The organism is Massilia yuzhufengensis (assembly GCF_900112225.1).
Classification (GTDB): Bacteria; Pseudomonadota; Gammaproteobacteria; order Burkholderiales; family Burkholderiaceae_D; genus Telluria; species Telluria yuzhufengensis.
This window is the reverse complement of the sequence record NZ_FOLD01000030.1, coordinates 1-13,590: the sequence shown is the minus strand read 5'-3', so window position 1 is coordinate 13,590 and position 13,590 is coordinate 1. Positions and strand designations below refer to the sequence as shown.

General features: G+C 67.3%; 14 protein-coding genes. 7 read left to right on the top strand and 7 right to left on the bottom strand.

Annotation, left to right across the window (positions count from 1 at the left end):
* Window positions 1-87 precede the first annotated feature (87 nt).
* Window positions 88-756, bottom strand: coding sequence for a hypothetical protein (locus BM031_RS20140; protein WP_143084656.1), 669 nt, complete (start codon window positions 754-756; stop codon window positions 88-90).
* A 222-nt stretch (window positions 757-978) separates the two neighbouring features.
* On the opposite strand from BM031_RS20140, the gene yghU reads away from it, so the two are divergent.
* The 3 genes from yghU to BM031_RS20125 all read left to right on the top strand — a co-directional run bounded on the left by yghU (window position 979) and on the right by BM031_RS20125 (window position 2,783).
* Window positions 979-1,809 carry a glutathione-dependent disulfide-bond oxidoreductase gene (yghU, locus tag BM031_RS20135; RefSeq protein WP_091876347.1) on the top strand — a complete coding sequence of 277 codons (831 nt, stop codon included), beginning with the start codon at window positions 979-981 and terminating at the stop codon, window positions 1,807-1,809.
* 92 nt (window positions 1,810-1,901) lie between these two features.
* Window positions 1,902-2,381 (top strand): VOC family protein, encoded by a 480-nt coding sequence (locus BM031_RS20130; RefSeq protein ID WP_091876346.1) that lies wholly within the window; start codon window positions 1,902-1,904, stop codon window positions 2,379-2,381.
* 6 nt (window positions 2,382-2,387) lie between these two features.
* Window positions 2,388-2,783, top strand: a complete 396-nt coding sequence (locus tag BM031_RS20125; protein ID WP_091876345.1) for a GFA family protein — start codon at window positions 2,388-2,390, stop codon at window positions 2,781-2,783.
* Here BM031_RS20125 and BM031_RS20120 read toward each other — a convergent pair.
* From BM031_RS20120 to pstS, 5 genes are all read right to left on the bottom strand, one after another.
* Window positions 2,780-3,190: a PPC domain-containing DNA-binding protein gene (locus BM031_RS20120; RefSeq protein WP_091876344.1), complete on the bottom strand. Its 411-nt coding sequence runs from the start codon at window positions 3,188-3,190 to the stop codon at window positions 2,780-2,782. The two genes, BM031_RS20125 and BM031_RS20120, sit on opposite strands and share 4 nt — an antisense overlap.
* A 14-nt stretch (window positions 3,191-3,204) precedes the next feature.
* The gene (locus tag BM031_RS20115) at window positions 3,205-3,771 is read right to left on the bottom strand and encodes a manganese efflux pump MntP (protein ID WP_091876343.1); all 567 of its coding nucleotides are present in this window, start codon (window positions 3,769-3,771) and stop codon (window positions 3,205-3,207) included.
* A gap of 68 nt (window positions 3,772-3,839) precedes the next feature.
* Window positions 3,840-6,551 (bottom strand): bifunctional diguanylate cyclase/phosphodiesterase, encoded by a 2,712-nt coding sequence (locus BM031_RS20110; RefSeq protein WP_091876342.1) that lies wholly within the window; start codon window positions 6,549-6,551, stop codon window positions 3,840-3,842.
* Between the two features lie 21 nt (window positions 6,552-6,572).
* Window positions 6,573-7,211: a winged helix-turn-helix transcriptional regulator gene (locus BM031_RS20105; RefSeq protein ID WP_091876341.1), complete on the bottom strand. Its 639-nt coding sequence runs from the start codon at window positions 7,209-7,211 to the stop codon at window positions 6,573-6,575.
* Between the two features lie 66 nt (window positions 7,212-7,277).
* Complete coding sequence (pstS, locus tag BM031_RS20100; RefSeq protein ID WP_091876340.1) at window positions 7,278-8,306, bottom strand: phosphate ABC transporter substrate-binding protein PstS; 1,029 nt, start codon at window positions 8,304-8,306, stop codon at window positions 7,278-7,280.
* Window positions 8,307-8,503: 197 nt separating this feature from the next.
* On the opposite strand from pstS, the gene BM031_RS20095 reads away from it, so the two are divergent.
* From BM031_RS20095 to BM031_RS20080, 4 genes are all read left to right on the top strand, one after another.
* Entirely contained in the window at window positions 8,504-8,908 is a 405-nt protein-coding gene (locus BM031_RS20095) for a hypothetical protein (RefSeq protein WP_229409067.1), read from the top strand.
* A gap of 22 nt (window positions 8,909-8,930) precedes the next feature.
* The gene (gene ggt, locus BM031_RS20090; protein WP_091876338.1) at window positions 8,931-10,676 is read left to right on the top strand and encodes a gamma-glutamyltransferase; all 1,746 of its coding nucleotides are present in this window, start codon (window positions 8,931-8,933) and stop codon (window positions 10,674-10,676) included.
* Window positions 10,677-10,885: 209 nt separating this feature from the next.
* The gene (locus BM031_RS20085) at window positions 10,886-12,040 is read left to right on the top strand and encodes a GGDEF domain-containing protein (protein ID WP_177207833.1); all 1,155 of its coding nucleotides are present in this window, start codon (window positions 10,886-10,888) and stop codon (window positions 12,038-12,040) included.
* 81 nt (window positions 12,041-12,121) lie between these two features.
* Window positions 12,122-13,012 carry a bile acid:sodium symporter family protein gene (locus BM031_RS20080; protein ID WP_091876336.1) on the top strand — a complete coding sequence of 297 codons (891 nt, stop codon included), beginning with the start codon at window positions 12,122-12,124 and terminating at the stop codon, window positions 13,010-13,012.
* A gap of 10 nt (window positions 13,013-13,022) precedes the next feature.
* Here BM031_RS20080 and BM031_RS25640 read toward each other — a convergent pair whose 3' ends face one another.
* Window positions 13,023-13,181: a hypothetical protein gene (locus BM031_RS25640; protein WP_177207832.1), complete on the bottom strand. Its 159-nt coding sequence runs from the start codon at window positions 13,179-13,181 to the stop codon at window positions 13,023-13,025.
* Window positions 13,182-13,590: the final 409 nt, after the last annotated feature.

Below are 13,590 nucleotides of genomic sequence, written 5' to 3'. Positions count from 1 at the left end.
ACGTTTTTGCGTTAACAAAGGAATCGCTGCAAGAGGCTAGCGCGAGTTCCCGAACAGTCGGACTGTCAAACTCTCCAGTCCGCTCGCCTAGCGCTGCGCCAGCTTGAGCGTGCGCCGCTGCTCTTCCACCAGCTGCTTCTCGAGATCCTGCAACATGCTGGCATTGGTCTCATACAGCGAGCCCATCTGGGTGAGGACGCGGTACAGAGCGCGGGCATCCAGCTCGTCCATCTGGAAATTGCTGAACGTATCGGAGAACTGCGGCAAGTTCAGGAAGCCGTTTCCCTTTCCGGCCAGCACCGCCTGCAGGTCGCGCATGCTGGCATACTGCTTTGCATAGCGTTGCAGCTGGGCGGGCGGCATGTGGCTGAGCGACTGGTTGGCCACGGCGACATCCCAGGCCTCGTGCTGCAGCGACGGTGTGACCATGCTTACGCCGAAATCCTGGCCGGCCATCGTGTGCCGGATCGCCTCCTTGTCGCCGACACCCGCCTTGATGTCCGCCAGCAGGATTTTCTTGAAGCCGTTCACCTTCTGGGCCTGCGCAGTGTTATGCCCGATCGCGCTACGGGTCTCGGCGATGTTGAGGGCGATTTCGGCATCGAGACTGCGCGCCGCTTCCTGCGCCTCGCGCGCCTGCTGGTAACTGCGTACCCCGTTCTCCAGCGCCAGAGCGGTGACGATACTCAAGACGATCATCACGTATTCGCCGGCGAAGGCCTTGATCGACCTGCTGTGGGCTGCGACTACTTGCATGGCGTCTCCGCTGGCTGGGTTGGAGGGCAAATTGTAATCGTGAACGGCGCCCGCAATCGCCATTTGCGTTGTCAATGTGCAAAAAACCCGATGCGGGTAGCTTGTAGCAATCCGACACCGCGCCCGTGATTTCCGCGCGCGCGGCCTGAGGGACGCCCAAGCGCGCCACCCGGCGCGCGGATAGAATGCAGGCTTTCGTCCAGCATCTCCAAGGAGCCCTCGATGACCTACGTCCCACCCAAAGTCTGGACCCCGCCCGCCTCCAATGGCGGCACCTTCGCCAGCATCAACCGCGCGGTCGCCGGCCCCACCCACGAGCTGGAGCTGCCGGTCGGCAAGCACCCGCTGCAGCTGTATTCGCTCGCCACGCCCAACGGCGTCAAGGTGACCATCATGCTCGAAGAGCTGCTGGCCCTGGGCCACACGGGCGCCGAGTATGACGCCTGGCTCATCCGCATCAACGAAGGCGAACAGTTCTCGAGCGGCTTCGTCGACATCAACCCCAATTCCAAGATCCCGGCGCTGGTCGACCGCAGCGGGACAGAGCCGGTGCGCGTGTTCGAATCGGGCGCGATCCTGCTCTACCTGGCGGAAAAATTCGGCGCCTTCCTGGCCAGCGATGGCGTGGCGCGCACGGAGGCCATGAACTGGCTGTTCTGGCAGATGGGCTCGGCGCCTTTCGTGGGCGGCGGCTTCGGTCACTTCTACGCCTACGCGCCCGAGAAGCTGCAATACCCGATCGACCGCTACGCCATGGAAACCAAGCGCCAGCTCGACGTGCTGGAGCGCCAGCTCACCAAGCACCGCTACGTCGCCGGCGACGACTACACAATCGCCGACATGGCCATCTGGCCATGGTACGGCGGCATGGCGCGCGGCGAGCTGTACGAGGCGGGCGACTTTCTGTCCGTGCACGAGTACGGCCACGTGCGGCGCTGGGCCGAAGACATCGCCAGGCGCCCGGCCGTGATGCGCGGCCGCAAGGTCAACCGGGTGCGCGGCAACCCGGCCGAGCAGGTGCCGGAACGCCACAGCGCCGCCGACCTGGATTGATGTTTTTATAGCAAAGAAGCGCCCGCCTGCGCTATGCTGGCCGATGCGACGTCCCCTTGTTTTCCGGTTCCTTCCAACATTGGAGCAATAACATGGTCAGCAAAAACACGGTCTGCCTCTGGTTCGACGGTTCAGCCCTGGAAGCGGCGCAGTTCTACGCCGCCACCTTCCCCGACAGCAAGGTCGGCAGTATCTTCCGCGCGCCCTCCGATTACCCTGCCGGCAAGCAGGGCGACGTGCTGACGGTCGACTTCACGGTTGCCGGCATTCCCTGCATTGGCCTCAATGGCGGGCCGACCTTCAAGCACAGCGAAGCATTCTCCTTCCAGGTCGCGACCGACGACCAGGAAGAAACCGACCGCCTGTGGAACGCCATCGTGAATAACGGCGGCCAGGAAAGCGAGTGCGGCTGGTGCAAGGACAAATGGGGCTTGTCGTGGCAGATCACGCCGCGCGTGCTCACCTCGGCCATCGCCAATCCGGACCAGGGCGTGGCGAAACGCGCATTCGAGGCCATGATGACGATGAAGAAAATCGACGTGGCGGCGATCGAAGCGGCCGTGCGCGGCTGAGCCGGCATGGTTACGCGGCTTGCGGCCTGCAGTTGCGGCCAGCTCTCGGCGCAGGTCACCGGAGAGCCGGTGCGCAACTCGATCTGCCACTGCCTGGCCTGCCAGCGCCGTACCGGCGGCCCCTTCAGCCAGCAAGCCAGGTTCGCGCGCGAGCAGGTCAGCGTCACGGGCGGCTCGACGCCATTCCTGCGCGTCGGCGACGAGGGCCCGGGCGCGCGCTTCCACTTCTGCCCGCACTGCGGTGTGACGGTGTATTACGAACCGCTGGGACTGCCGGGCTTCGTCTCCATTCCCGTCGGCGCCTTCGCCGATCCGGGCTTCCCTGCGCCGACGGTGTCGGTGTACGAGGACCGCATGCACGCGTGGGTGGTGCCGCCGCCCGACGCCGAACACTACCCTTAGGCGTGCGCCGGCGGCGCGCCGCGGATCACCAGTTCCTTGCAACCCGATTCGGCATCCGGTTCGCGGCTGAATTGCACTCCCGGCAGCTCCGCCACCAGGATTTCCGCCGTGGTGCGCACGGTGCAGCCGTAGGCCACATGCCCGCCCGTGACGCGCCCCTGCGCGTCGGCCACCGTGATGTGCAGGTGGGCGCCATCGGGCGACAGCGAGCCTGACAGCGTGAGGATTTCCATGTCGCCGCGCAGCTCAAGGGCCTGATCCATGCCGGCAAAGCGGATCATGGCCACGCCCAGGCTGCCGATCCCCTGCAGCACGAAGCCGGCCTGGATGTTTTCCGCCGAAGCCAAGCCTTCCAGCGCGCGGCGCAGGTTTTGTTGCGGATGCAGGCGGATCGGAAGGGTGCGCATGCGCTCTCCCGGCGTCACGCCGACAGGTGTTCGATCAGGATGGTGGTGCCGACCAGCACCAGCACCACGCCGCCGATGCGCTCCGCGTTGCGGCCCACGGCGGCGCCCAGGCGCTGCCCGAGCAGCACGCCGATGGTGACCATGATGGTGGTGGCCGCGCCGATCGACAGGGCCGCGCGCACGATCGACACGTCGACAAACGCCAGCCCGACGCCGACCGCCATCGCATCGATGCTGGTGGCGACCGCCGTGAGCACCAGCACCAGCAGCTTGGGCGACCCGGTCTGCTCCCCTTCTTCCTCGTCGTCCTCGCCGAAGGAGAGCCAGATCATGCGTCCGCCCAGGCCGAGCAGCAGGAAGAAGGCGATCCAGTGGTCCCACTGGCGGATGGCGTCGGCGGCCAGCGAACCGAGGGCCCAGCCGATGACGGGCGTGACGGTCTCGATGCAGCCGAACAGCAGGCCGATGCGCAGCGCCTGCGGCAAGGTGGGCTTGCGCATGGCGGCGCCCTTGGCGATTGCGGCGGCAAAGGCGTCGGTCGACATGGCAAGGGCGAGGAACATCAGGGCGGTCAAATTCATGCGGGGCTTCCGGTCCGGCCCGGAGACCTGCGCAGGGCGCGAAGGGAGTCCCCGGGGGCGCAGGCATTCTAGGCGCTATTTTCCGCGCTTGCAACTTGCGGCGCGCCGAGCAGGAAGCGCCTTTGCATCATGTCCTGCATGCCGGCGGCCGGCACCGGGCGCGCGATGTAGTAGCCCTGCACCTCGTTGCAATCGAGCCCGCGCAGGATGTCCAGCTGTTCCCCGGTCTCGACGCCTTCGGCCACCACCGACATGCCGAGTGCATGCGCCATCGACACGATGGCCTGGAAGAACACCTTGCCCTCTTTCGAGTTGCCCAGCTCCGAGGTGAAGGCGCGGTCCACCTTCAGCACGTCCATCTTCAGGCGCTGCAGCTGCGACAGCGACGAGTAGCCGGTGCCGAAATCGTCCACGTGCAGCTTCACGCCCAGCGCGCGCAGCGCGGCCAGTTCGGCCAGGATCTCGTCGTGGTCGCCCATCATGGCCGACTCGGTGATCTCGACTTCGATCAGGCTGGCCGGCACCCGGTGGCGGTGCAGGGCCGCGCTCAATTGGCGCTGCACGCCGCCGCGCAGGAACTGCTTGGGCGAGACGTTGATCGACACCGGCACCAGGCGCAGGCCGGCGTCGCGCCAGGCGGCCAGCTGGGCGCAGGCCTGGTCGATCACGACTTCGCCGATGCGCACGATGATGCCGGTGCTTTCGGCCAGCGGGATGAACTCGGCGGGCGAGACGATGCCCAGTTCCGGGTGCTGCCAGCGGATCAGCGCCTCCATGCTGAGCAACTCGCCGCTGTGCACGTCCACGCGCGGCTGGTAGAACAGGGTGAACTGGTCGCGCTCGATCGCTTCAAGCATGCTTTGCTTCAGGCGCGCACGCGAATTGAGGGTGTTCGACAGCGCCGGGTCGAAGAAGCGGTACTGGCCCTTGCCCTCGTTCTTCCCGGCGTACATCGCAATGTCGCTGTGGCGCACCAGGGTTTCGGCGTCCTGGCCGTCGCGCGGGAACATGCTGATGCCGATCGACGCCCCCACCGCGTGCAAATCGTCGCCGATCAGGAAGGGCACGGCGAAGGCCTCGACGATGCGCGCCGCCACCGAGGCGGCCTGGCGCTCGCCCTCGACCGGGTGCAGCAGCGCCAGGAATTCGTCGCCGCCGAAGCGCGCCACCCGGTCGGTGGGGCGCAGCAGCGACAGCAAGCGCTGCGCCGCGTTTTTCAGCAGTGCGTCGCCGACCGCATGGCCGTGGCTGTCGTTGACGTGCTTGAATTCGTCGAGGTCGATGAACAGCAGCGCCAGCCCGGATTCGCCGGCGCGCGCCTGCGCCAGCAGCGCCGGCATCGCATCGAGGAAGGCGTGGCGGGTGGCCAGGCCGGTGAGCACGTCTTCGTTGGCGAGGCGCTCGAGCTGGGATTCGTGGGCCTTGCGCTCGCTGATGTCCTGCAGCGTGACGGCCAACCCGTTCCCGACCCGCACCAGGCGCCGCCGTCCCCAGCTGATATTGAGCCGGTTATCGCTCGGCATCTTGCGGTCGTCTTCATGAAAACCAGTTTCCATCGCCTTGCGGTAGGTCTCCAGCAGCGCGTCGCCGAACAGTCCGCTGTCGATGCGCGACAGGCTGCTGCCCACCAGGGTGGCGCGTGTCAGGCCGTAGAAGAAGGCGCCGCGCTCGTTGCAGTCGACGATGCGGAAGTCCTCGATGGCGCCATCGCGCCCGCGCACGGCGGCGGCCATGTAGAAACCGTCGTTGCCGCTCTCGGTGGCGGTGCGGTAGGCGCGCTGCACTTCGCCCTGCTCGCGTTCGCGCAGCACCGCGCGCCGCGCCAGCATGGCGCCGGCGCCGCCGAGCAGCAGCAGGCAGGTCGAAATCGCGATCGCGCGGTCGCGGCCGTCGACCCAGGAGGCGGCGGCCGCTTCCAGCGCCGCGCCGTGCGACAGCGCCACCAGCGCCACCAGCGGGTAGGCGTCCGAGTGGCGCCAGCCGAGCACGCGCGCCTGGCCATCGGCGAAACCCTCGGGTCCTTCCACCTTGCGCACGCCGCGTTCGCTCAGCCACAGGCTGGCGCGCAGCGGCAGCACGGCGCGCCCGCCCTCGACGAAGGCGGCGCCGTCGCTGCGCTGCTCGGCGCGCAGGCGCCCCTCAGTGCCGGCCAGCGCCACCACGCCGCCGGCGCCCAGCGTGGCCGGACTGACAAACGAGGTGAGGTAGCGCGCGTCCACCGCCATCAGCACGACGCCGTCGAATTCATCGTCGGCGGTGTCGAGCCGGCGCGTGAACAGCACCTGCCCGGCGCCGTCGCCGTCGGGAACCAGGCGCGGTGGCGCGGCGCCGATGCGCAGCGCGGTGGAGATGTGGTTGCGGTGCTGGACGAACCAGGGCCCGGTCGACAGGTCGCTGCCCACCAGCGCCGGGCGGGTCGCGGCGCGCACGATGCCGGCGCGGTCGACGATGGCGACCGCGCTGAAGGCGCTGTCGGTGAACATGCCGTCGCGGCGCAGCTCGTCGAGCAGGCTGGGGTCGCGCCCGTGCTCCCAGCTGAACTTGAGCTGCATGGTGACCTGGTCCATCTGCCCGACCGAGCGCGTGATCACCTGCTCGTAGGCTTCCGCATAGGCGCTGGCGTCCTTGCGCGCCTGGGTTTCGGCGCGCGCGGTCTCGGCATCGGCGCGCAGCACGGTGGCGATCCACAACGCGGCGCACAGGAAGACGGCGAGCAACGGCCAGGTGACGACGAGGTAGCGGTTGGTGCGGGGATCGGTGTGGCCGGGGTGTTTGCTCATGCAGCGGTGTTCTTGTTGTTGTCAGGACGGCGCCAGCATGTAGCCGGCGCCGCGCACGGTCTTGACCAAAGACTTGGCGCGCCCCAGCGCCTTGCGCAGGCGCAGCACGTGGACGTCCACGGTGCGCTGGTCGAGGGACGCGTGGGATTCCCACAGGTGTTCGAGCAGCTGGGCGCGCGAGAACACCTGGCCGGGGTGGCATAGCAGGAAGCGCAGCAAGCGGTATTCGGCGTGGCGCACCTCGACCTTGTGGGCGCCGACCCGCACGCTGCAGCTAAGCGGGTCCAGCACCAGGCGGCCGGAGCGCAGCAGGCGCTCGTCGGGCGCTTCCTCGGGCGGGGGCTGGGGAATGAATTCGGGAACCGAGGGCGGCGCAGCGCGCTCGGCGTCGCTGCATTCGGCGGCCAGCAGGATCACCGGCCGCGCGCGCAGGCCGCCGGCGCCGCGCAGGCGCGCCAGCAGGCGCATGCCGCCTTCCTGGCGCAGCATGGATTCCTGCAGCAGGACGTCGGGACGTTCGCGCCCGATGAAATCCCAGGCCTGGGCCAGGCTCGGCACGCTGTGCCAGATCCACTCGTCTTCGTGCAGCGAATACTTGAGCAGTTCGGCGATGGCCGGCTTGTCGTCGACCACGAGAACGATGGTGTTGGCAGTGGCCATGGAGATTGTCGGGCAGGGGGGGGGGGGGGGAAGCATGGGCGGGAAGGACCCGCCCATGCCGGGACATCAGTAGATCGCTTTGCCCGATGCGTCCTTCATCTGGGCTTTCCAGTTGGCCTGCACCAGCTTGACGACGTTGGCCGGCATCGGCACGTAGTCCAGTTCAGCGGCGGCCGGGGCGCCGTTCTTGTAGGCCCAGTCGAAGAACTTCAGGACTTCCACGCCCTTGGTGGCATCAAGCTGGGTGCGGTGCATCAGGATGTAGGACACGCCGGTGATCGGCCAGCTCTGCTTGCCGGCGGCGTCGGTCAGCACCACGCCGAAGCCTGGGGCACGGGTCCACTCGGCGCCGGCGGCGGCGGCCTTGAAGTTCTCGTCGTCCGGCTGCAGGAACACGCCGTCCTTGTTCTTGAGCTGGGTGTGCGACAGCTTGTTCTTCTTGGCGTAGGCCCACTCGACGTAACCGATCGCGCCCTTGATGCGCTGCACGTTGGCGGCGACGCCTTCGTTGCCCTTGCCGCCCACGCCCACGGCCCACTTGACGGTGGTGCCGGCGCCGACGTTGCTCTTCCAGTCGCTGCTGGTCTTGGACAGGTAGTCGGTGAACAGGAAGGAGGTGCCCGAGGAATCGGCGCGGTGCACGACGGTGATGTCGGCGTCCGGCAGCTTCACGCCCGGGTTCAGGGCGGCGATCGGGGCGGCGTTCCACTTCGTGATTCTGCCCAGGTAGATATCGGCCAGCACCGGGCCGGTCAACTTCAGCTGGCCCGGGGCGATGCCTTCGACGTTGACCACGGTGACCACGCCGCCCATGATGGCCGGGAACTGCATCAGGCCGTCGGCGTCCAGGTCTTCCTGCTTGAGCGGCATGTCGGAGGCGCCGAAGTCCACGGTCTTGGCCTTGATCTGCTTGATGCCGGCGCCGGAACCCACCGACTGGTAGTTCAGGCCGTTGCCGGTGGCAGCCTTGTACGACTCGGCCCACTTGGCGTAGATCGGGTACGGGAAGGTCGCGCCGGCGCCGGTCATGTCAGCGGCGAACGAGGTCGACATCACGAGCGTAGCGGCTGCGCCGGCAAGGATCTTCTTGAACATTGGCTTGTTATTCCTATTCCTGGTTGAGGGAGTTGTCTGGACCACGAAGCAAAGTCTAGTCCGCCAATGTGACGGGTTTATGACCGGACGAATAACATCCGCATGACATGCACGCGCCGCCGGACCGGCGCACGTGCGCGACTGCGCGTCCGGTGTTTGCTATGATGGGCATTCCAGAAAAACAACCGGACGAACGCATGCACACCCTGCTCCGCGTCTTCACCCTGGCCTGCGCCGGCTTCGCGCTGGGCGGCTGCGCCAGCTCCCACGACCGCCTGCCGGAAGCGCGCTACACGCTCGCCCCGCACCAGACCCTGCCGCTGGCCGAGCGCCTCAGCATCACCTACGAAGGCGCCGAAGACAGCCGCTGCCCGGACAATGCGCGCTGCATCTGGGCCGGCCGCCTCGCGCACCGCTTCACGATGCGGGTCGGCGGCGTGGCCCAGGCCTTCTACCTCGTGCGGGGCCAGCCGGGCTACATGTCGCCGGCGCTGCGCGGCTCGCGCATCGAACTCGACCACCTGACGCCACCGCCGCCGCGCGGCATGGCGGGCGCGGCGCCGGTCGCCTATCCGGTGACTTTCAACATGTACGCGCAGTAAGCGCGCGACCAGGACCGACGCCATGAAGGCGACTGCGCTCGCTTGCGGGCTGGCCTTGTCCATCGTGTTGCAGCCCCTCCCGGCGGCGGCCGGGACGCCGGTCGCCACCGGCACCGGCGGCGCGGTGGCCACCATCAGCGCGCAGGCATCCCAGTCGGCCCTCGCCATCCTGGACCAGGGCGGCAACGCGATCGACGCGGCGGTGGCCGCGGCCGCTACGCTGGGCGTGACCGACCCGTTCAGCTGCGGCATCGGCGGTGGCGGCTTCATGGTGATCTACCTGGCCAGGGACAAGCGCGTCATCACCATCGACCACCGCGAAACGGCCCCGGCCAGCTTCACGCCCCACGCCTTCCTGGAAAACGGCAAGCCGCTCGACTTCGACACGGCCGTGGCCAGCGGCGCCGCGGTGGGCGTGCCCGGCACCGTGCGCGGCTGGCATGAAGCGCTGCAGCGCTACGGCACGATGGATTTCAAGCAGGTGCTGGCGCCGGCGATCGAGGTCGCCAACAAGGGCTATCCGGTGACTGAAATATTCAGTCATTTGACGGCCGAAAATGAAAGAAAATTTCAGCTATACGCACCCACCAGCGCGCTCTACCTGCGTAGTGGCAAGGCCGTGCAGCCGGGCGCCGTCATCCGCAACCCCGGCATGGCCAGGGCGTATGCCGAGATCGCCCAGGGCGGCGTCAAGGCGTTTTATGAAGGGCCGATCGCGCGCGCCATCGTCGCCGCCGTCAACACGCCGCCGCTCAACCCCGGCAAGACTGCCCGCGCCGGCCGCATGACGATGGCCGACCTGGCCAACTACGAAGCGCGCATCCGCCAGCCGCTGCGCTCTACCTACCGCGGCTACGAGATCTACGGCATGCCGCTGCCCAGCAGTGGCGGCGCGACCGTCGCCGAAGCACTGAATATCCTTGAAGGCTATGACCTCAAAGCCATGCCGCGCGCCGAGGCCGAGCACCTCTACCTGGAAGCGAGCCGCCTGGCCTTTGCCGACCGCAATGCCTACCTGGCCGACCCCGAATACCTCGATGCGCCGGTGGCCGGCATCGTCTCGAAAGCCTATGCGGCCGAGCGCCGCAAGCTCATCAAGCGGCAGGCCGCGCGCAGCGCCCACGCCGGCGACCCCTACAGCTACCAGGACGACCAGAGCGTGCCCCTCCGCCCGCAATCGAAGGGGTTGCAACTGGAAAACGCCCACACCACCCACCTGACGGTGTCGGACAAGGACGGCAATGTGGTGGCCTACACCTTCACCATCGAATCCTGGGGCGGCAGCGGCATCGTGGTGCCGGGCTATGGCTTCCTGCTCAATAACGAGATGACCGACTTCGACTTCAGCGGTCCCCACCCCAACGTGCCGGAAGCCGGCAAGCGCCCGCGCTCGAGCATGGCGCCGACCATCGCGCTCAAGGACGGCAAGCCGGCCTTCACCATCGGCAGCCCGGGCGGCGCGACCATCATCACCACCGTGCTGCAGACCATCTTCAACTACATCGACCTCGGCATGCCGATGGACCAGGCGCTGAACGCGCCGCGCCTGTCCGAGCGCAATGGCGACGCGACTTCGATCGAGCCGGGCTTCCCCGGCAGCGCGCAGGCGCGTGCATTGCAAGGCTTCGGCCAGCGCTGGGAAGCGGCGCCTGAGGAAATCGGCGCGGCAAATGCGCTGGTGTTCAATCCGGACGGCACTGTGACCGCTGTGAGCGAGGGCAAGCGCCACGGGGTGGGCACGGCCCTGGTGCAGCGGCGCGGCCATTGAGCACGCCCCGGATGTTGGACAATCGGCACAATTGTTCCAAATCTTTCTTAAGTGAAATACAAGTTCTTATAGGAATGATCTTACGGTGGGATAACATATGGTAATCGGTCCTGCCAAACTACCTTATGCCCACGTCCTACGTCGTGCCCGCCCCGCCCCTGCGCCGGAGCGGGATCACACTGGTGTTAGCGCTTGCCCTCATCGCGGCAATGAGCATCTTTTTCGTCCGCGATGTCGTCGCCCTGCGCCAGGCGATGGGCGAACTGCGCACCAATGACACCGCGCGTATCCAGGTCCGCAATGTGCTGCTGAACCTGCTCGACGCCGAGACCGGCCAGCGCGGCTACCTGCTCACCGCTGACCCGGACTACCTGGCGCCCTACCTGGCGGGGCGCACCAGGGTCCGGGAAAGCCTGCGGCTGGCCGAGCAGTCCGGCTACCGCGACCCTCAGTTCCTGGGCAATGTGCGCCGCCTGAGCCAGGTCACGGAAAGCAAACTCGAGGAACTCGAACGTACCATCGCCCTGACCCGGCGCGGCGACGGCGTCCGCGCCGCCAACATCGTGCGCGAAGGATTCGGGCGCGCCAGGATGCTCGAGGCGCGCCAGCTGATCTTCGGCGAAGTGACCCGCCTGCGCCTGGTGCGCGAGCGCACCCTGGAAGCCTTCAACGACCGCCTGCTGCGGGCGGCCGTGACCCTGGTCCTGATCCTGTCCACCGTGATCGCCATGGCCGCGAGCGCCTGGCGCTCGCTGTCCGCGGCCGCGCGCCGCAACAACGAGCTGGCCAAGCACCTGGCGCTGGAAGCCTCGCACGATGTCCTCACCGGCCTGCCGAACCGGCGCTTCTTCGAGCGCTGGGCGCGCCGCCTGGCCGCCGAGAGCCTGCGCAGCGGCAAGTCCTTCACCCTGCTCGCCATCGACCTCGACCGCTTCAAGGGCGTCAACGATACCCATGGCCATGGCGTCGGCGACGAGGTGCTGAAGGAAGTGGCCAACCGTTTCCAGGCACTGCTGCGCAGCGGCGAATTCCTGGCGCGCCTGGGCGGCGACGAATTCGTGGTGCTGATGGAAGGCGCGTTCTCGCATGACGAGATCGCCAGCATCGGCCAGCGCCTGATCGATGTGCTGCCGCCGTCCCTGCATCCGCAGCTGGCCCGGCACGCGGTCGGGGCCAGCGTCGGCGCCGCCTCGTTCCCGCAGGACGGCACCGAACTCGAGTGCCTGATGCAGGCGGCGGACGAGGCGCTGTATGTGTCCAAGCGCGGCGGGCGCGGCATCCTGTCGTTCGCGCGCGGCGCGCCGACCACGCCGTGCGCCGGCGGTTCGGCCCCGCTGGATGATCTGCCCGTGTTTGTTCGATAGTTTCCAGCCCATCAACTGGACTACACTGTCGTGGCGCGCCCCGCATGCGCGCTAAAAAGCCAACAATAACGGAGACCACGCATGAGCAACTTCATCACCCTGTTGCCCACCCTGCTGATCGGCGCGCTCGCGCTGATCATGTTCGGGCTGGGCCTGTCCCTCACCCTCGGCGACTTCCGCCGCCTGCTCGGCCACCCCAAGGCCGTGGTGCTGGCGCTGGTGCTGCAGGCCATGGTGCTGCCGGCGATCTGCTACGGCCTCATCGTGGCCCTGGGCGTGGCGCCCATCTATGCGGTCGGCCTGATGCTGCTGGCGGCGTCCCCGGGCGGCGTGTCGGCCAACCTGTTCAGCCACCTGTTCGGCGGCAACGTCGCCATGAACATCTCGCTCACCGCCATCAACACCGTGCTGTCGATCGTCAGCCTGCCCCTGATCGCCAACTTCGCCATCGACACCTTCGCCAACAGCGGCCAGGTGGTGCCGATGCAGACCGGCAAAGTGGTGGAAGTGATCGGCATCGTGCTCATCCCGGTGGTGATCGGCATGCTCGTGAAAAGCCGCGCGCCCGGGTTCGCCGCGCGCATGGACAAGCCCATGAAACGCTTTTCCATGCTGGTGCTGGCGGCGCTGGCGGTGGTGGCGCTGGCCAAGGAACGCGAGGCGCTGGTGGCCTCGTTCGCCTCGATCGGCCTGGCCGTCATCCTGTTCAACGTCGCCAGCCTGGGCCTGGGCTACTACGTGCCGCGCCTGCTGGGCCTGGACAAGCCGAACGCGGTGGCCATCGGCTACGAGATCGGCATCCACAATTCCACGCTGGCGATCTACGTGGCGGTGACGGTGCTGGGCGACTTCCAGCTGATGCTGCCGGCGGCGATCTACTCGGTCAGCATGTACGTGTTCGCCACCGCCTTCGGCCTGCTGGTGCTCGGCAAGAAACAGCCGGCCGGCGCCGTGGCGCCGACCTCGGCCTGAGTCTGAACGCTTAATCCATCCGGCCGGCCGGGAAGGCAAACGGCGCGGCGGCCATGATGCGCATGCCGCGCTGCACCAGGAGCGCGGCCGAGACCATGCTCAGGACCGCCGCCACCGGCAGTACCGGCAGGCCGGCGCTGCGTGCCGAGAAGCCGAGCAGCAGGTCCATGTCGGCCGACACCAGAGCACAGCGGATGCGTGCATCCTAACTGCCGTACGATTTCCTGCCTGATGTGCCCCTTTTCAGCATTGCAATCCCTTCCAACTTACCGTGAAAGATTGGACGCGACAGCAATAATGCCCCTACCCCTGGCAACGCAGGGGGAATAGTGTGCAGAAGCAAAGCAGCGGCGGCACGCAATTTGTTGTTGAGCGACCAAAAAATGCCTATGGTCCCAGATGGGACCTGGCCTATTTACCGTGCGTGCTCAAAGGCGACAATCTAGGGTACGAAGTTGGTCGCTTGTGTCACATTAGCGTCGGGGTCGAAGCCCCAAAGTTTGGCGCTGTCACCTTTCGCTATGGATGGGTTTGATTGCCAGGCGCAGCAATCGCTCGGCAGACGTGACGCGCCGGCC